The following is a 17,423-nucleotide window of genomic DNA, read 5'->3' as shown; positions in this document are numbered from 1 at the left end:
GTGAGCCGTCCTCAGCTCGACCGAGACGTCACAGGATCCGTCATGCCCCATGCACACCACTCGTCGTCGCACGTGACGACACTGCACGTGACGACACACGTCCACACCGACGGCCCGATCCCCGGGCCGCACTCGTTGCTCACCCTGACCTCGACCGCGTACGCCGCGGGCGGGGTCGCGGTGGGCACGTTCACCGCCAACCTCCGGGAGCTTCCCGGGGCGACCGTGCACCCGGCCGCGCTGGACACCTGGCGCGACCGGGCCGAGGACTGGCTCCTGACCCGGCGAGGCGCTCGCGCGCCCGGCCGGGTCACGACCGACTACGCGCGGTGGGTGGAGAACCTGGGCGCACGCCCGGTGTTCGTCACCGACCCGCAGGAGCCGGACCACCTGTTCTGCTACTGGTACCTGCAGCGTTTCGCAGGCCGGTGGCCGTTCGGGGCGGTCGTCACCACGGCGGTGGCCGGTGTGGACCGGCCGTGGTCATCGCCGCCGTGCCCGCTCAGCACCTGCCGGGCGGGCGGCGTCGACGGCCGGTACGCCGCCGGCGTCCCGGCGGCCTGACCCATCCCCGTCCGTGCCGGATCGCGACCGGCACGGCCGGGGGTGCCGGCGGTCGGCTTGAGGTCCACAGCTCCAGGTCCGTCAGTCCAGGTCCGAGTGCTGCATCAGCTGGCGGCCGGCCTCGGTGATGGAGCCGGACAGCGACGGGTACACCGAGAAGGTGTGCGCGAGGTCGTCCACGTTCAACCCGTTCTGGACGGCCATCGCGATCGGCAGGATCAGCTCGCTGGCCACCGGGGCCACCACGACGCCCCCGATCACGACGCCGGACGCGGGCCGGCAGAACAGCTTCACGAACCCGCGCCGCAGGCCGCGCATCTTCGCCCGCGGGTTCGTCGACAGCGGCAGCATCACCGTCCGCGCCGGGACCTCCCCGGAGTCGATCGCCTGCTGGCTGATCCCGACGGTCGCGATCTCCGGCCGGGTGAAGACGTTCGCCGCCACGGTCCGCAGCCGGATCGGGGCCACACCCTCGCCGAGCGCGTGCCACATCGCGATCCGGCCCTGCATCGCCGCGACCGAGGCGAGCATCAGCACCCCGGTGCAGTCGCCTGCGGCGTACACCCGCGGCTCGGAGGTCCGCGAGACCTTGTCGACCGGGATGAACCCGCCCCGGTCGGTCTCGATGCCGACCTTCTCCAGGCCCAGGTCGTCGGTGTTCGGCACCGACCCGACGGTCATCAACGCGTGCGAGCCCGCGACGGTGCGGCCGTCGGACAGCGTCACCAGCACGCCGTCGCCGGTGTTCTCCACCCGGTCGGCGCGGGAGTTGGGCAGGATCTCCACGCCGCGCTCGGCGAAGACCTCCTCCAGCACGGCGGCCGCGTCGGCGTCCTCGTGCGGCAGCACCCGGTCCCGGCTGGAGACCAGGGTGACCCGGCAGCCCAGCTCGACGTAGGCGGAGCAGAACTCGGCGCCGGTCACGCCCGACCCGACGACGATCAGGTGCTCGGGCAGCTCGTCGAGGTCGTAGAGCTGGCGCCAGTCCAGCACGCGGTCGCCGTCCGGGCGGGCGGACTCCAGCACCCGCGGGGTCGCGCCGGTGGCGACCAGCACGACGTCGGCGACGATCTCCTCGACCGTGCCGTCGGCGTGCGTCACGGTGATCTCGTGCGCCGCTCGGGCGGCGGCCGGGCCGGCGAACTGGGCGGTGCCGGCGACGATCCGCACGCCCTCGTTCTCCAGCCGGGCACGCACGTCCGCCGACTGCGCCAGCGCCAGCGACCGCACGCGCTCGTTGACCGTGGGCAGGTCGACGGCGGCGTTGCCCCGGTCGACCAGGACGCCCAGGTCCTCGGCGCGGTGCAGGTCGACGCGCACGGCGGCGGAGGAGATGAACGTCTTCGACGGGACGCAGTCGTAGACGACGCACGCGCCGCCCATCCCGTCCCGCTCGACGACGGTCACGTCGCTGCCGTGCTGCGCCGCGACGAGTGCGGCCTCGTACCCGGCCGGTCCGCCGCCCATGATGACGATGCGGGTCACGGGAAGTCTCCCCCAGAGAGTCGGTGGTGGGGCCGGTGAGCGTCCGCGCCCACCGACGTCGACGGCGCTCACAGTACGCGTGTCCGATTGTTTCGGCCGGGCGGGTCGAAGCGCCGCGGCGGCGGCCATTACCCTGCTCACGTGCCGCTGTATGCCGCGTACGGGTCGAACATGGACCCCGAGCAGATGAAGGAGCGCGCCCCGCACTCGCCGATGGCCGGGACCGGGTGGCTCCAGGGCTGGCGGCTGACGTTCGGCGGCGAGGACTACACCTGGGAGGGCGCGCTCTCCACCGTGGTGGAGGAGCCGGGCTCGCAGGTGTTCGTGGTGCTCTACGACGTGCCCGAGCACGACGAGAGGGTGCTCGACCGCTGGGAGGGCGGTGAGCTCGGGATGCACAAGAAGCTGCGTCTGCGGGTCGCCACCCTCGACGGGAGCGTGCTCGCCTTCGTCTACGTGCTGAACGCCTACGAGGGTGGTGAGCCGTCGGCCCGCTACCTCGGGGTGCTCGCCGACGCCGCCGAGACCGCGGGCGCGCCGGCCGACTACGTCAACGAGCTGCGCAGCCGGCCCAGCCGGAAGTCCTCCCCCGGCGGCTGATCCCGCCGCGCCACCGGCGCCGCGGGATCGGGCCGACGGTGCGGCCGGGCCGGCCGCGCCGCGGGCTCAGGCCGTCTCGCCCAGCGCGGCCAGCGCCGCGTGCACGAGCACCCGGGAGCCGAACGGCAGCGCCCGCTCGTCCAGGTCGAACGTCGGCTGGTGGATGTCGCGCTTCGGGCCGCTGCCCGCCCACACGCCCAGCCGGGCCATCGCCCCGGGCGCGTGCTCCAGGTACCAGGCGAAGTCCTCCCCGCCGGAGGACTGCTCGGTGCTCTCGTCGGCCGTGTCGCCGCCGACGGCGACCGCGGCGTCGCGCAGCAGGCCGGTGGAGACCTCGTCGTTGACCACGGGCGGGACCCCGCGGACGTGGTCGAGCACGTAGCCGACGCCGGTCGGGGCCAGCACCGACGCGACCAGCGCGCGCAGCGTGTCCTCCAGCTCGGTCCAGGTCGCGTGGTCGGCGGTGCGCAGGGTGCCGCGCAGCAGCCCGGACTGCGGGATCGCGTTGGCCGCCTCCCCGGCGTGCACCGCACCCCAGGTCAGGACGGTGCCCGAGCGGGGGTCGACGTGCCGGGTCAGCAGCAGCGGGACCTGGGTGGCGAGCAGCCCGAGGGCCTGGACCAGGTCCGCGGTCAGGTGCGGGCGGGAGGTGTGCCCGCCCGGCGAGGTCAGCCGGACCTCGATCAGGTCACACGCCGAGGTGATCGGCCCGACGCGGGTGCCCAGGCGGCCGACCTCCAGGCGCGGGTCGCAGTGCAGCGCGAAGATCCGCTGCACGCCCTCCATCACACCCTGGCCGACGACGTCGAGCGCCCCGCCCGGCCGCACCTCCTCGGCCGGCTGGAACACCAGCCGGACCCGGCCCGGCAGCGACGGCGCCGAGTGCAGCGCCAGCGCGGCCCCGAGCAGCATCGCGGTGTGCGCGTCGTGCCCGCAGGCGTGCATCACGCCGGGCACCTCGGACGCGAACTCCGCCCCGCTCTGCTCCTGCAGCGGCAGGGCGTCCATGTCGGCACGCAGCGCCACCAGCGGCTCGCCGTGGCCCACGTCGCACACCACGCCGGTGCCCCCGGCGAGCGTGCGCGGTTCCAGCCCGGCGCGCAGGAGCGTCTCCGACACCCGGGCCGTGGTCAGGTGCTCGCGGCGGGCCAGCTCCGGCTGGGCGTGGATCGCGCGGCGCCAGCCGAGGATCTCGCCCCTGTGCGCCCGCATCCACGACTCCAGCCAGGCCGGACCCGTGCCGGCACCGAGGTCGTCGACCGGGAGATCGACGATCTCGGGGAGCTCGGTGCGGGTCTGCAGCGCAGTCACCTTGTCCTCCTCGTCCGAGACGCCCGGGACCGGTGCGGCGGTCGCTGCCGTGTGCAGCCGTCGCGTCGTTCCGACGGGCCCGTACCCAAGGAATGGTCCTCACCCGTCCGGCGGTGTTCCAGTCGAAATCGTCCCGTTCGCGGTTCGGGGCGGCGAGGGGTCGGCGGGATGCTGCCAGCGGGTTCGCCACACCTGACGAGCGGGCGGGCGGAGGTACGACGAACGGACGTCTTCGCCGTTCACCGGCCGTTGTGGTAGCCGTCGCGGTACCCACCGTGCTCGTTACACCGTCACCGTCCCCACAGCGGTCACCGCACGGTGAGCCGCGCACGTCCGTCCCGCGGCGGGCGCCGTCCGGCGTGCGGACCCCGCCGGGCCGTGACGCACCGTGAGCACCGGGAACAGGGCGTGACAAGCGGTGTCCGGGCAGGGCGGTCCGGGCACGATGGGACAATCGCGGGCGTGTCCGTTCCCGAAGGCGAGGTCCAGCGCCGCCAGATCGCCGGGCGGTACCGCGTCGACGGCCCGCTCGGCAGCGGCGCGATGGGCACCGTGTGGTCCGGTTTCGACGACGTCCTGCAGCGCCGGGTGGCGCTCAAGGAGCTGAAGATCCCCGACGGGATCCCGGACGGCGAGAAGCAGGAGCTGCGCGAGCGCATCATGCGCGAGGCCCGCGCGCTGGCCGGGCTGTCGCACCCGAACGTCGTGACCGTGTTCGACGTGCTCGACTCCGGCGGCGACGAGCCGCTGGTGGTCATGGAGCTGGTGCCGTCGAAGAACCTGGCCGCCGCGATCTCCGAGCTCGGCAGGCTGGACTCGGCGCAGGCCGGTGTCGTCGGCTTCGGCACCGCGGCGGCGCTGCGGGCGGCGCACCGGGCCGGGATCACCCACCGCGACGTGAAGCCCGGCAACGTCCTGATCTCCGACGACGGCCGGATCAAGCTCACCGACTTCGGCATCGCGCGCAACGAGTCCGACGCACCGATGACCTCGGCCGGGCTGGTGCTCGGCTCACCCGCCTACATCGCGCCCGAGGTCGCCGCCGGCCAGCCGGTGACGCCGGCCGCGGACCTGTGGGGGCTCGGGGCCACGCTGTTCGCCGCGGTCGAGGGCCGCCCGCCCTACGACGTCGACGGCGACCCGGTGCGGACGATCACCGAGGTCGTCGACGGGCCGGTTCCGGTGCCGACGATGACCGGGCCGATCGCCGACGTGATCAGCGGGCTGATGGTCAAGGACCCGCCCGGCCGGATGCCGCTGGACGAGGTCCGCGCCCGGCTGCGACCGCTGCTCGCCGACCCGGACGACCCGATCTTCCCCGGCTCCCCGGACGTTCCGACGATCATGGCGCGGGTCCCCGCGCCGTCCGCCCCGTCCGCGCCCTCGGGGCCGCAGCCCGCACAGCGCCCCCAGGCGTCGCAGCAGGCGCCCGCCGTGGGCGGCACCGGGGCCTGGGGCGGGGCGCCGCTCACCGCCGACCCGGGCCCGCTCCCGGCCGGCCCGGCTCCCGCGCCGGCACCCGCACCGTCGCCGGAGCCGCACCGCGCCGCGCCGCCCCGACCGGCGTCCGCCCCGCCCCGGCAGCCGGCCCGCGCCGAGGCACAGCCGGCCGGCCGCAGCGGACCGGCCGGGGTGCTGGGCGGGGTACCGCTGGTGCTCGGCGGGGCGCTGCTCGTGCTGCTGGGCGCGCTGGCCGGGTTCGCCGGGGTCCGCGCGCTCGCCGGGCAGGAGCCGCTGAGCACGGTCACCGTGGCGACCGAGCGCACCCCGCGCATCGCCCACCCGGACCCGCTCGGGTTCTCCGTCGCCGTCCCGCAGGACTGGACGCAGTACCGCTCCCCCGCCCAGGACGGCTCGGCGGTGGTGCGGTTCGTCAGCCCGGACGGACGCCAGGAGCTGTCGGTGCGGGCGGCGGCCTCGGCCACCGCGGTCACCGACGCGCTCACCCCGGAGGCGCTCGGCGTCGACACCGTCGACGCGCGGCCGGAGGCCCCGGCCCCGGACGGCACGGCGCGGGTGGAGATGACCACCACGAGCGGCCCGCAGGAACGCCGCACGCTGATGCAGATCGTCCCCGGCCGGGACGCGGACGGCGGTGTGTGGGTGCTGCAGCTGACCTCGCCCGCCGGCCACGCCGAGAGCGCCGCCGACGGGCTGTTCGACGCGGTCGCGGCGGGCTTCCGGAACACCGCGAGCTGAGCGGGCCCGGCGGGGCCCGCCGTTAGGCTGCCCCGCATGTCCGCCCCCACGACGCTCCCCCTCGACGCCGCCGCCGAGCTCGCCCGCCGCACCGGCAGCGACACCCACGACGTCGCGCTGGTGCTCGGCTCCGGCTGGCGGCCCGCCGCCGACGTCCTCGGCCCGGCGGACGCCGAGATCCCCATGTCCGAGCTCCCGGGGTTCGTCCCGCCGTCGGCGATCGGGCACGGCGGCACCGTCCGCTCCGTGACCGTCGGCGGGAAGCGGGTGCTGGTCCTGCTCGGGCGCGTGCACCTCTACGAGGGCCACGGCACCGATCCCGTCGTGCACGGGGTGCGGGCGGCCGCCGCCGCAGGGGTGCGCACGGTGCTGCTCACCAACGCCGCGGGCGGCATCACCGAGGGCCTCGCGATCGGGCAGCCCGTGCTGATCGCCGACCACCTGAACCTGCTGGCCCGCTCACCGCTGCAGGGCGCGAACTTCGTCGACCTCACCGACGCCTACTCCCCGCGGCTGCGGTCGCTGGCCCGCGAGCTCGACCCGTCGCTGGTGGAGGGGATCTACGCCGGGCTGCCCGGGCCGCACTTCGAGACGCCGGCCGAGATCCGGATGCTGCGCGGCCTGGGCGCCGACCTGGTCGGCATGTCCACGGTCCTGGAGACGATCGCCGCGCGCGCCGAGGGCCTGGAGGTCGCCGGGATCTCGCTGGTCACGAACCTGGCCGCGGGGCTGTCCGGGCAGCCGCTGGACCACCGGGAGGTGCTCGAGGCCGGGCGGGCGGCCGCGGCCCGCACCGGCGAGCTGCTGCGCGACCTGATCGCGCGTGCCTGACGGCCGGTGCCCGATATCCGATGACAGGTTCGCGATGACAGGTTTTCGATGACAGGTTTTCGATGACACTGCGCCCCGAGCTGCGCGACGCGGCGATGCGCTGGATCGCCGACGACCCCGACCCGGGCACCCGCGCCGAGCTGCAGCGCCTGCTGGCGGCGGCGATGGCCGGCGGCCCGGCGCCGGCCCCCGGAGACACCGGCGACACCAGCGGCACCGGAGACCCCGCCGATCCCGCTGATGCCGCTGCTCCCGCCGCCGAGCTGGCCGACCGGATGTCCGGGCCGCTGCGGTTCGGCACCGCCGGGCTCCGGGGCCCGGTACGGGCGGGGCCGTCCGGGATGAACGTGGCCACCGTCACCCGGGCGACCGCGGGCCTGGCCGCCTGGCTGGCCGCGCAGGGAGCGGGCGGTGACGACACCGTCGTCGTCGGACGGGATGCGCGGCACGGCTCGGCGGCGTTCGCCGAGGCCGCCGCGCGGGTGCTGACCGGCGCGGGGTTCTCCGTCGTCCTGCTGGACGGCCCGGTGCCGACACCGCTGGTCGCGTTCGCCGTCCGCAGCCTGGACGCGGTCGCCGGCATCGCGGTGACGGCGTCGCACAACCCTCCGGCGGACAACGGCTACAAGGTCTACCTGCGCGGCGGCGCCCAGCTCGTCCCGCCGGACGACACCGGGATCGAGGCCGCGATCGCCGCCGCCCCGGCCGCGGTGACGGTCCCGCTCGGCGCCCTGCCCGGCCCGGTCGACGTCACCGAGGCCTACCTGGAGCGGGTCGCGACGCTCCCCCGCTCCGCCCCCGGCCCCGGCCCGCGGATCGCCCTGACCCCGATGCACGGCGTCGGCGGGGCGCTCGCCACGGCGGCGCTGGCGCGGGCCGGTGTGCACGACGTCCACGTCGTGGCCGCCCAGGCGCGGCCGGACCCGGACTTCCCGACCGTCGCGTTCCCGAACCCGGAGGAGCCCGGCGCCACGGACGCGCTGCTGGAACTGGCGGCGTCCTGCGGCGCGGACCTGGCCGTCGCGCTCGACCCGGACGCCGACCGCTGCGCGATCGGGGTGCCCGCGGCGGGCGGGCCCGGCCCCGGTGGCTGGCGGATGCTCTCCGGCGACGAGACGGGCGTCCTGCTGGGCCACCATCTTCTGGGACACCACGTGCGCGGGCCCAGGGCCACGGCTGCGCTCGTCGCCACCACCGTCGTGTCGTCGTCGATGCTGGCGCGGGTGGCCGCGGCACACGGCGCCCGGTTCGCCGAGACGCTCACCGGCTTCAAGTGGATCGTCCGCGCCGGGCCGGGGCTGGTCTTCGGCTACGAGGAGGCGATCGGGCTCTGCGTGGACCCGGACGGCGTACGGGACAAGGACGGGATCTCCGCGGCCGTCCTCGCCGCGGACCTCGTGCGGGAGCTGGCGGCGGCCGGGTCCTCGGTGCCCCGGCGGCTCGACGAGCTGGCCGCCGAGTTCGGCGTGCACCTCACCGAACCGATCTCGATCCGGATGGGGATCGCCGCGCGGGACGCGGCGGTGCAGCGCCTGCGCGACACCCCGCCGTCCGGCTGGGAGACCGACCGACCCGCCCCGGACGTGCTGCGGCTGCGGCGCGACGGCGTCCGCGTGGTGATCCGGCCGTCTGGCACCGAGCCGAAGCTCAAGGCGTACCTCGAGGTCGTCGAGCCGGCTGGCGGCGACCTCGCGGCGGTCCCGGCGTCGCGGGAACGGGCGCGGACCCGGCTCGCCGCGCTGCGGTCCGAGGTGGACGGGATGCTGGGGGCATGAGTGAGCGTGCGGACGGACCGCCGGACCGGGCCAGGCTGCTGATCGTGCACCACACGCCGTCCCCGGCGACGGCGGAGCTGCTCGCCGAGGTGCAGGCGGGCGCGGCCGATCCGGAGATCACCGGCGTGGAGACGGTGTCCCGGGCCGCGCTGGCGGCGACCGCGACAGACCTGCTGGCCGCCGACGCCGTCGTGCTCGGCACCCCGGCGAACATCGGCTACATGTCCGGCGCGCTCAAGCACTTCCTCGACCAGGTGTACTACGTCTGCGGCGACGACACCCGTGGCCTGCCGTACGGGCTGTGGGTGCACGGCGGCTCGGACACCTCCGGCGCGACCCGCGCCGTGACGACGATCGCCGAGGGGATGGGCTGGGCCGCGGCCGCCGCCCCGGTGGAGGTCACCGGGTCCCCGGACGGGCGGGCCCGCGCGGCCTGCCGCGAGCTGGGCGCGGTCCTGGCCGCCACCGTCATGCCGGAGCAGTGAGGCCCTACCCGGAGGCGCGGCGGCGGTCCGGCGGGCGCTCCAGCCACGCCCCGATCCGCTCGGCCCACATCCCGGCGATCGCCCGGTAGGCCTGCGGCGCGGCGTGCAGCCCGTCGGCGGTACGGGCCGCCGGGAACAGGTCCCCGACGTCGACGAACTCGACCGAGTGCCCGGCCGCCCGGTGCTCCTGGGCGACCTGCGGCAGCCGGCGGGTCAGCTCGGCGCGCTGCGCGCGCTGCTTCGGCAGCGGCGCCCACACCCCCGCCATGATCACGTGGGTGCGCGGCGCCGCGACGAAGATCCGGTCGAGCACCCGGTCGAGGTTGGCGGCCGTGGCCTGCGCCGACGCACCGCCCAGCAGGTCGTTGGTACCGGCGTGCAGCAGCACGACGTCCGGGTCGGCGGCCAGCACCCATCCGCCGACCATCGGGACCATCCGGGCCGCGGACCAGCCCGAGCGGCCCTCGTGGTCGGCGTCGGGCAGCGCGTCCGGGCCGGTCGAGCGCGAGCCGACGTAGTCAACCCGCACGCCCTCGGCAGTCAACCGCTCCCACAGCGGCAACCGGTACCCGGCCGTGGCGGTGCTGCCCACGCCGACGGTGGACGAGGCACCGAGCGGCATCACCCGCAGCGTCCCGGGTGCGGCGACGGCCGGGACGTCGATCTCCTCCGGGCGGTCCGCCGCCGGGAGCACCGAGACGGCACCGGCCAGCAGCGCGACCACCGCGCCGGAGAGCAGCCGGCGCCGGACCCGCCGGGCCGAGACCCGGCGGCCGGGGGCCGGGGCGGCACCGTCCGCCGTCGGACCGGGCACCGGGGCTCAGACCGAGCCGAACTGGCGGTCCCCGGCGTCGCCGAGGCCCGGGACGATGAACGCCGAGTCGTTGAGCCGCTCGTCGATGCTGGCGGTGACCATGCGGATCGGCAGGTCCGCCTCCTTCAGCCGCTGCACCCCCTCCGGGGCGCACAGCGCGCAGACGACGGTCACGTCGTCGGCGCCGCGGCGGGTGAGCAGCTCGACCGTGTGGACCATCGACCCGCCGGTCGCGAGCATCGGGTCGAGCACGAACACCGGCCGCCCGACGAGCGACTCGGGCAGCGACTCCATGTAGGGCACCGGTTCGTGGGTGGTCTCGTCGCGGGCCATCCCGACGAAGCCCATCTGGGCCTCGGGCACCAGGTCGAGCGCGGCGTCGGCCATGCCCAGGCCCGCGCGCAGCACCGGGACGAGCACCGGCGGCGTCTCCAGCCGGTAGGCGACGGTCCGCGAGACCGGGGTGTGGATCCGGTCCTCGGCCAGCGGCGCCGAGCGGGTCGCCTCGTAGATCAGCATCAGGGTCAGTTCCCGCAGCGCCGCCCGGAAGGTGGCGTTGTCGGTGCGGGCGTCCCGCATGGTGCTCAGTCGCGCCCGCGCCAGCGGGTGGTCGACTACGATCGTGTCCACGGGTCCACAGCCTACGGACGCCGGCGCGCCACGGGACCCCCTCCGGGCGGGTGCCCTGCACCACCGGTGACGACCGGGGACACGCCGGAGTGATGCCGACCCGTGACCGCACGGACATCCCCCGTCCATCCGGAGTCCCACCCACGGACGCGTGTCGACGCCCCCGGAGGAGCACGCAGCGCTACGAAGAGTGAGCTCCGAGCCCGCCCCGACGGGTGACGAGCGGGCACCGCAAAGTCGACTCCCGCCCCGCCCGGGTGAGCCGCCGGGCACCGCCGCAGACCTTGCGTGACAGGCGGACCCCGATCGGCCCCGTGATCACGACGAGTGGTGCGCGCGACACGCCGCGTTCCCCTCTTCGCGTGACCCGGCGGGCCGGGTGCCACGATCGGCACACGGGGTCGCCGATTTCGGAATTCACCTGACCTGAACGGGTGGTATGGCCGAAACGGTGTCACACCCGGGCCCTCGCCGACGCTGTACTAGATGACGAGGAGGTGATCCGATGCCGGAGAACACGACTTCGGAGGAACAGACGCTGATCGCTGCTGCGGAGAAGCTCACGCAGTGCGACGGGTACGTCGTTCTGGCGGTGGACCCGCAGACCGGGGAGGTGGACGCCCACGGCCCGTTCGACGGGATGACGGCGACCGTCAAGGCCGACCAGCTGCGACGCGACTTCGACCGTGGGGGGCTCGAGGACGTTTCCATCGGCGTGGTCCGCCTGCACAGCCAGGCCTGACGCAGGGCGGCGGGTCTCCCCACCCGCCCCCGACCGCGCTCCCGAGATCCCGCCCGACGCACCCCGCCACGGCTCCGGTCCCGGCATCCGGCACCGCCGGCGTGCCGCGCCCCGGGCGATCCAGACGCCTCCGGTCCGGCCGCGACACCCCGGCGGTCGGCCCGGCCGGAGGGCCGGCACGACGATAGGGTCGCCGGCGTGGCAAGCGACATCGTCCCGATCCGGCTCGCTCTCACGCGGGGCGACGTGGTGACCCTGTGGGCTCCCCCGTGGCGGGAGGACGGCGAGGAGTGGGAGGCCTTCCTCGGCGATGACGAGCACGTGTACGTCTTCGACGAGGTGGCGGGCCTCGCCGCGTTCGTCCGCACCGCGCCGGAGCACGACCTGACCGACCATCCCGCGTGGTCCGCGGTCCCCGGCCTCTCGGTCGGCGAGCTGACCCCCGACGACGCGCACCGCTACGACCTGGTCGGCCTGCCCGAGCTGGCTGCCGCCGACCCCGACGCGCAGACCGTGCAGGAGCTGCACGAGGCCGTGTCGATCGTGCGGTCCCTCGCCGACGTCTGCGATCTGGAGAACGTCATCGCCGCGCTCGACGGCGAACCGGCCTTCGCACTGCTGCGGGAGGGCCGGGCGGCCTTCACCGGCCGCGAGGGGCGCAAGCAGTGGACCGCCCTGTCCGCGGCGATCACCCAGCACTGGGACGACGTCGTCGACACCGTCGACGGGCTCGTCACCACCCCGGACGTCGACTCCGGCGCGCTGGAGAAGGCCCGGGCCGAGGCCGCCGAGTGGGAGGCCGAGCAGCAGGGCACCGGCGACGCCGACGACGAGGAGCTGGAGGCCGCCGCCCTCGCCGCCGGCACCTCCGGCTCGGAGGACGACGGCAACCGCAGAGGCACCGGCAGCGACACCGGCAGGGACACTGTGGAAGCCTCCGGCGGGGACACCGACGGGGACGAGGGCCCGACCGGCTTCTGGGCCGAGGTGGGCATCGACCCGATCCGCATCGAGTCCGGGGACCGCTCGGTGGTGACCCTGCGGTGCTACCTCGACGACGCGCCGGTGTTCCTCGGTTCCGACGGCCGGATCGACGTGTTCGGCTCGGAGCGCGCCCTGGTGCGCGCGCTGGCCGACCAGGAACATCCCGCGGTGCAGGGCACCGACCTCGCCGCGGCGCTCACCTTCGCCGACGTCCTGGAGGCCGCGAAGGTCGGCGATCTCGAGGCCGGGGTCGAGGACATGAACACCTACGTGCTCACCGGGATCGGCGCGGACCTCGCCGACGGCGTACTCGACCTGGACCCGGTCCAGCTCGACCTGGCCTCGGAGCTGCTCACCGACGTCGGCGAGTGGGCCGGGGACACCGAGCCGGCCGATGCGCTGGCGGAGTCGAACAGCCTCGGCTGGCTGGTGTCGTTCGTCGTCCGGCCCGATCCCACCCGGATGGCGCCGACCCCGCCGTTCTCCCAGGAGGCGCAGGCGTGGGGCGAGCTGGTCGCCGGGCTGGAGGCCCGGCTCCGGGTGCACTGAAACCTGCCGCCGGAAGCACTGCGGCCTGCCACCCGGAGGCACTGTGGCCTGCCGCCGGAATCACTACGGCCCGGCGGTCGTGCCGGTCGGACCGCCGGGCCCGTCAGGCCGTCGGGTCGCCGCCGCCGAGGGCGGCGTAGCCCGGCTTGATGACGTCCTGGATCAGCGCCAGCCGCTCGTCGAACCCGATGAACGCCGACTTCATGGCGTTGACCGTGTACCACTGCAGCGTGCTCCAGCCGTAGCCGAAGGTCTCGGCGAGGTCGACCAGCTCGCTGGTCATCGTGCACCCGGACATCAGCCGGTTGTCGGTGTTCACCGTGACCCGGAACCGCAGGTCGGTGAGCAGGCCGATCGGGTGCTCGGCCAGCGAGGCCACGGCGCCGGTGTGCAGGTTGGACGTCGGGCACATCTCCAGCGGCACCCGGCTGTCCCGCACGTAGGCGGCGAGCCGCCCGAGCCGTGGCAGGGCGGCGCCGTCCCGGCCCGTGGTCCTGCCGGTGGCGGCGTCGGTGGTGATGTCGGCGGTGATGTCGGTCGTGATGTCATCGACGATCCGCACGCCGTGGCCGAGCCGGTCGGCGCCGCACCACTGGATCGCCTCCCAGATCGACGGCAGTCCGAACGCCTCACCGGCATGGATGGTGACGTGCGCGTTCTGCTGGCGGACGTACTCGAACGCGTCGAGGTGCCGGGTGGGCGGGAAGCCCTTCTCCGCGCCGGCGATGTCGAAGCCGACCACGGCGCCGTGCGGGGCGGCGGAGGAGCGGGGTTCCACGGGTTCGCGGTAGCGGACGGCCAGCTCGGCGATCTCGCGGGAGCGGGCGGCGTGCCGCATGGCGGTGAGCAGTGCACCGATCCGGATGGTCCGCCCGGCCGCGGCGGCCCGCCGGGTGCCGATCCGGAACCCGTCGAGGACGGCGGTGATGACGGCGTCGACGTCGAGACCGCCCTCCACGTGCAGTTCCGGGGCGAAACGCACCTCGGCGTAGACGACGCCGTCGGCAGCCAGGTCCTCGGCGGCCTCGGCGGCGACCCTCGTCAGCGCCTCGCGGGTCTGCATGACGGCGACGGTGTGCCCGAAGGTCTCCAGGTAGCGCTCCAGCGAGCCCGAGTGCGCGGCGCCGAGGAACCAGGCGGCGAGCTCGCCGGGATCGGTGGTCGGCAGCTTGCGGTAGCCGGTCTCCCGGGCGAGATCGATGACGGTGTCGACCCGCAGCCCGCCGTCGAGGTGGTCGTGCAGCAGCACCTTCGGGGCGCGCCGCACGGTCTCGGCGGTGATCGGGGCCGCGCCGGACGGGCCGCCGGGGGCCGGTGCAGCGGGATCTGCGGGATCTGCCACGCGGGGCACCGTACCCATCCACGGGATCGTCCCGGCGTGGCGTGGCGATCGGAGCCCGTCGACCTGCCATGATCGACACCCGGATCGGGTGCGCACGGATACCCCGGACGGCCCAACGCAACACCGTCCGCCGACCCTCCAACGGCGGTCGCTACCCTCTGGGCACTCCCCACTTGGCTCAGAGGAAGCGCAGCAGGTGCCATGAGCGACACTTCGAACCTCTCGTTCGACCGGATGCGCGGCATGCTCACGCGGGCGGCCGAGATCCGTGACAGCGAACAGCAGCAGATCTTCGACTCCCTCGACGAGATCCACGCCCGGCTTGCCGCACTGGACGCCATCGGCACCGTGCGGAAGAAGCTCACCGAGCTCCCCGACCGGACCGAGCTGAACGTCCTGGCCGAGCGCCTCGACGAGACCGTGACCAAGCTGGACAACCAGGAGATCGTCCTCGGCGCGATCACCCGCGCGATCGAGTCGCTGCCGGACAAGCTGGCCAAGCCGATCGCACAGCTCGACGGCCGCCTCGACGGCATGGGCGGGCGTCTCGAGGGCGTCTCCGGCCGGATGGACGGCCTCGACGACCGGCTCGGCGGCCTGCACAAGCGGCTCGACGACCTCGACAACCGGCTCGACCGGCACGAGATGCGCCTGGACGCGATGCCGAACGCCGTCGCCGCCCCGATCAAGGAGCGGGTCGACGGGGTCGAGCGCCAGGTGAAGGAGCAGCTCGACGCCGCCGTCGGTTCGTTCGAGGAGACCGGCGAGGGCCTGCGCAACCTGCTCGGCGACACCTCCGTCGGGCTGCACCGGCGGCTGGAGGAGCTGGCACAGCGCCCGGCCGTCGACCCCGCTCCGGCGTTCGACGCGCTCACCGAGCGGCTCGAGGCCCTCTCGACCCGGCTCGAGGAGGTCGGCTCCCGTCTGGACTCCGTCGAGTCCGGTCTGGACGAGAAGCTGACCGATCTGGACGGTTCGGTGAAGGACCGGGTCGGCAAGCTCGGCGGTTCCCTCAAGGACCGGCTCGGCGAGCTCGACGGCACGGTGACCGAGCGGCTCACCGCCTTCGACGAGCGCCTCGACAAGCTCTCCGGCAGCGTCGACGGCCGGTTCGACACGCTCACCGAGAGCGTCGACTCCCGGCTCGACCGGCTGGCCGGCGAGGTCGACACGCGCCTGGACAAGCTCGCCGGGGATGTCGACGGCCGGCTGTCCGGCATCGACTCGACCCTGCGGGACCGTCCGGACACCGGCTCGGTGACCGAGCTCGTGACCCGCGCGAACACCGAGTCCGAGAAGCGCAGCGCCAGCCAGCTGGACGAGGCGATGGCGACCTTCGCCGAGCTGATCATGGGCCGGGGTGGGCAGTACGCCCAGCAGACCCCGCCGCCCCCGCCGCGTCCGGCCCAGCGCCGCGGGCGGCAGAAGGTCACGGTGAAGAGCCAGAACGGCGCGGCCCCGGCCTCCGACCTCGTCGGCGACGACCCGGACGACTGAGCCGGACGACCGAGCCGGGCCGGCCCGCTGCGCGCGGCGGCCCGCCCGTCGCACCTCGTGCTCCCAGGGGCACCCTCGAGGCACCTGGCGCCACGGGGGTGCCCCTCGCGGCATTTCCGGCGGGGCACCGACCCGGCACCGGCCCCGCCCCGGCGCCCCCAGGGGCACCCTCGGGGCACCTGGCGCCACGGGGGTGCCCCTCGCGGCATCTCTTGTTTTGTTTCGTCCCGGCTACCGGCACGGCCTGGTGCTCCCGGGGGCACCCTCGGGGCACCTGGCGCCACCGGGGTGCCCCTCGCGGCATCCCCGGCGAGGCACCGGCCCCGCCCCGGCGCCCCCAGGGGCACCCTCGGGGCACCTGGCGCTACGAGGGTGCCCCTCGGGGCACGAGATGCCGCGGCACGAGACCCCCGAGCACGAGGCCCCGGGCACGAGGCCCCCCGGGCACGGGGCCGCGGTCAGCGCAGTGCGGCCGCCATCCGGCGCACGGCGTCGGTGAGGATCTCCGGGCCCGTCGCGAGGTTGAGCCGCACGTGCCCGGCGCCGCCGGAGCCGAACGGGAGGCCGGAGTTGAGGCCGACCCGTCCCCGTTCCAGGAACGTCGCCGCCGGGTCGTCACCGAGGTCGAGCGCGTGGCAGTCGAGCCAGGCCAGGAACGTCGCCGGGGCCGGCCGGTACCCCACCGCCGGCAGGTGCTCCACGAGCAGGGCGGCGAGCAGCTCCCGGCGCGACGCGAGCGCGGCGACGAACGCGTCGAGCCAGTCCCGGCCGTTGTCGAGGGCCGCGACGTGGGCCTGCACCGCGACGTGGCTCGCGCCCACCTCCAGCATGTCCACCGGGAACGGCGCCAGGTCCACCTGCGGTCCGGCGACGGCGATCGCCGCCTTCAGCCCGGCCAGGTTCCAGCCCTTCGACGCCGACAGCAGGCTGACCCCGTTCTCCGCGCCGGGGACGGTCAGCCACGGGGTGAACGGCGTGCCCGGGTCCACGAGCGGGGCGTGGATCTCGTCGGCGACGACGATGACACCGTGCCGCCGGGCCAGCTCCGCGACGGTCGCCAGCTCGTCGGCGGTGTGCACGGTGCCGGTCGGGTTGTGCGGTGAGCAGAGCAGGAACGCACCGACCCCGTCGTCGGCGAACACCGTCTCCAGCGCGGCCGGGTCCAGCCGCCCGGCACCGTCCAGCGGCGCGAGCACCGGCTCCAGCCCGGCGTGGCGCAGGAACGAGTAGAACGGCGGGTACACCGGCGGCGTGACGGCGACGCCCGGAGCGACGACACCGCCCCCGTGCGCGAGCACGACCTTCAGCGACTCGGCGATCCCCTGCATCACGTCCGGCACCACGAGCGTGCGCGCCGGGTCGAGACCGGCCCAGCCCCACCGGTCCCGGGCGAACCGGGCGAACGCCTCGGCGTAACCGCGGCCCGCCGGGTAGCCGGTGTCGCCGCGGTGGACGGCCCCGGTGACCGCGTCGACGATCGCCGGGGCGAGCGGGACGTCGGCCTCGGCCACCCACAACGGGAGGACGTCGTCGTCGTAGGTGCGCCACTTCATGCTCGTACGGCGGCGCAGCTCGCTCAGCGGCGGGAACTCCAGCAGATCATCCGGCACGACGC

Annotated in this window: 15 protein-coding genes; 9 read left to right on the top strand and 6 right to left on the bottom strand. The window is 75.1% G+C overall.

Annotated features, from left to right (window positions below):
• Positions 1 to 42 precede the first annotated feature (42 nt).
• Positions 43 to 564 carry a hypothetical protein gene (locus BM093_RS10010; RefSeq protein ID WP_093340665.1) on the top strand — a complete coding sequence of 174 codons (522 nt, stop codon included), beginning with the start codon at positions 43 to 45 and terminating at the stop codon, positions 562 to 564.
• Positions 565 to 645: 81 nt separating this feature from the next.
• Here BM093_RS10010 and BM093_RS10005 read toward each other — a convergent pair whose 3' ends face one another.
• Positions 646 to 2,049, bottom strand: a complete 1,404-nt coding sequence (locus BM093_RS10005; RefSeq protein ID WP_093340663.1) for an NAD(P)H-quinone dehydrogenase — start codon at positions 2,047 to 2,049, stop codon at positions 646 to 648.
• A gap of 141 nt (positions 2,050 to 2,190) precedes the next feature.
• Between BM093_RS10005 and BM093_RS10000 the strand changes: the two genes are divergently transcribed.
• Complete coding sequence (locus tag BM093_RS10000) at positions 2,191 to 2,649, top strand: gamma-glutamylcyclotransferase family protein (RefSeq protein ID WP_093340661.1); 459 nt, start codon at positions 2,191 to 2,193, stop codon at positions 2,647 to 2,649.
• 66 nt (positions 2,650 to 2,715) lie between these two features.
• Here BM093_RS10000 and BM093_RS09995 read toward each other — a convergent pair whose 3' ends face one another.
• On the bottom strand, positions 2,716 to 3,960 hold the full coding sequence (locus tag BM093_RS09995) for an amidohydrolase (RefSeq protein ID WP_245773433.1): 1,245 nt from the start codon (positions 3,958 to 3,960) through the stop codon (positions 2,716 to 2,718).
• A gap of 462 nt (positions 3,961 to 4,422) precedes the next feature.
• Here BM093_RS09995 and BM093_RS09990 point away from each other — a divergent pair, with 462 nt between their 5' ends.
• From BM093_RS09990 to BM093_RS09975, 4 genes are all read left to right on the top strand, one after another.
• The gene (locus BM093_RS09990; RefSeq protein WP_245773432.1) at positions 4,423 to 6,159 is read left to right on the top strand and encodes a serine/threonine-protein kinase; all 1,737 of its coding nucleotides are present in this window, start codon (positions 4,423 to 4,425) and stop codon (positions 6,157 to 6,159) included.
• 36 nt (positions 6,160 to 6,195) lie between these two features.
• On the top strand, positions 6,196 to 6,990 hold the full coding sequence (locus BM093_RS09985) for a purine-nucleoside phosphorylase (protein WP_093340657.1): 795 nt from the start codon (positions 6,196 to 6,198) through the stop codon (positions 6,988 to 6,990).
• 62 nt (positions 6,991 to 7,052) lie between these two features.
• Complete coding sequence (locus BM093_RS09980; RefSeq protein WP_093340655.1) at positions 7,053 to 8,765, top strand: phospho-sugar mutase; 1,713 nt, start codon at positions 7,053 to 7,055, stop codon at positions 8,763 to 8,765.
• Positions 8,762 to 9,250, top strand: coding sequence for a flavodoxin family protein (locus tag BM093_RS09975; RefSeq protein ID WP_093340653.1), 489 nt, complete (start codon positions 8,762 to 8,764; stop codon positions 9,248 to 9,250). The genes BM093_RS09980 and BM093_RS09975 overlap by 4 nt, the downstream gene beginning before the upstream one ends.
• A 4-nt stretch (positions 9,251 to 9,254) precedes the next feature.
• Here BM093_RS09975 and BM093_RS09970 read toward each other — a convergent pair whose 3' ends face one another.
• Together BM093_RS09970 and upp are read right to left on the bottom strand one after the other, a co-directional pair.
• On the bottom strand, positions 9,255 to 10,064 hold the full coding sequence (locus BM093_RS09970; RefSeq protein ID WP_093340651.1) for a GDSL-type esterase/lipase family protein: 810 nt from the start codon (positions 10,062 to 10,064) through the stop codon (positions 9,255 to 9,257).
• A 6-nt stretch (positions 10,065 to 10,070) separates the two neighbouring features.
• Entirely contained in the window at positions 10,071 to 10,694 is a 624-nt protein-coding gene (gene upp, locus BM093_RS09965) for a uracil phosphoribosyltransferase (RefSeq protein WP_093340649.1), read from the bottom strand.
• A 505-nt stretch (positions 10,695 to 11,199) separates the two neighbouring features.
• Here upp and BM093_RS09960 point away from each other — a divergent pair.
• Together BM093_RS09960 and BM093_RS09955 are read left to right on the top strand one after the other, a co-directional pair.
• The gene (locus tag BM093_RS09960; RefSeq protein ID WP_073576391.1) at positions 11,200 to 11,436 is read left to right on the top strand and encodes a hypothetical protein; all 237 of its coding nucleotides are present in this window, start codon (positions 11,200 to 11,202) and stop codon (positions 11,434 to 11,436) included.
• A 198-nt stretch (positions 11,437 to 11,634) separates the two neighbouring features.
• Positions 11,635 to 12,969, top strand: a complete 1,335-nt coding sequence (locus BM093_RS09955) for a primosomal protein (protein WP_093340647.1) — start codon at positions 11,635 to 11,637, stop codon at positions 12,967 to 12,969.
• 103 nt (positions 12,970 to 13,072) lie between these two features.
• On the opposite strand, the gene BM093_RS09950 is transcribed toward BM093_RS09955, so the two are convergent.
• Entirely contained in the window at positions 13,073 to 14,329 is a 1,257-nt protein-coding gene (locus BM093_RS09950; RefSeq protein WP_093340645.1) for an adenosine deaminase, read from the bottom strand.
• 183 nt (positions 14,330 to 14,512) lie between these two features.
• Here BM093_RS09950 and BM093_RS35040 point away from each other — a divergent pair, with 183 nt between their 5' ends.
• The gene (locus BM093_RS35040; protein WP_143105325.1) at positions 14,513 to 15,808 is read left to right on the top strand and encodes a PA containing protein; all 1,296 of its coding nucleotides are present in this window, start codon (positions 14,513 to 14,515) and stop codon (positions 15,806 to 15,808) included.
• A gap of 458 nt (positions 15,809 to 16,266) precedes the next feature.
• On the opposite strand, the gene BM093_RS09940 is transcribed toward BM093_RS35040, so the two are convergent.
• Positions 16,267 to 17,418 (bottom strand): MalY/PatB family protein, encoded by a 1,152-nt coding sequence (locus tag BM093_RS09940; protein ID WP_245773430.1) that lies wholly within the window; start codon positions 17,416 to 17,418, stop codon positions 16,267 to 16,269.
• Positions 17,419 to 17,423: the final 5 nt, after the last annotated feature.

It is taken from the genome of Pseudonocardia ammonioxydans, assembly GCF_900115005.1.
In the GTDB taxonomy this organism is placed as follows: domain Bacteria; phylum Actinomycetota; class Actinomycetes; order Mycobacteriales; family Pseudonocardiaceae; genus Pseudonocardia; species Pseudonocardia ammonioxydans.
Note: the sequence above shows the minus strand (reverse complement) of the source record. Positions and strands in the feature narration are given on the sequence as shown.

Excerpts from the sequence above, each read along its gene's own strand:
- BM093_RS09960 (WP_073576391.1), top strand. The coding sequence starts at position 11,200 with ATGCCGGAGAACACGACTTCGGAGGAACAGACGCTGATCGCTGCTGCG.
- BM093_RS10010 (WP_093340665.1), top strand. The coding sequence starts at position 43 with ATGCCCCATGCACACCACTCGTCGTCGCACGTGACGACACTGCACGTG.
- BM093_RS09950 (WP_093340645.1), bottom strand. The coding sequence starts at position 14,329 with ATGGGTACGGTGCCCCGCGTGGCAGATCCCGCAGATCCCGCTGCACCG.
- BM093_RS09985 (WP_093340657.1), top strand. The coding sequence starts at position 6,196 with ATGTCCGCCCCCACGACGCTCCCCCTCGACGCCGCCGCCGAGCTCGCC.
- BM093_RS09980 (WP_093340655.1), top strand. The coding sequence starts at position 7,053 with ATGACACTGCGCCCCGAGCTGCGCGACGCGGCGATGCGCTGGATCGCC.
- BM093_RS09975 (WP_093340653.1), top strand. The coding sequence starts at position 8,762 with ATGAGTGAGCGTGCGGACGGACCGCCGGACCGGGCCAGGCTGCTGATC.
- BM093_RS35040 (WP_143105325.1), top strand. The coding sequence starts at position 14,513 with ATGAGCGACACTTCGAACCTCTCGTTCGACCGGATGCGCGGCATGCTC.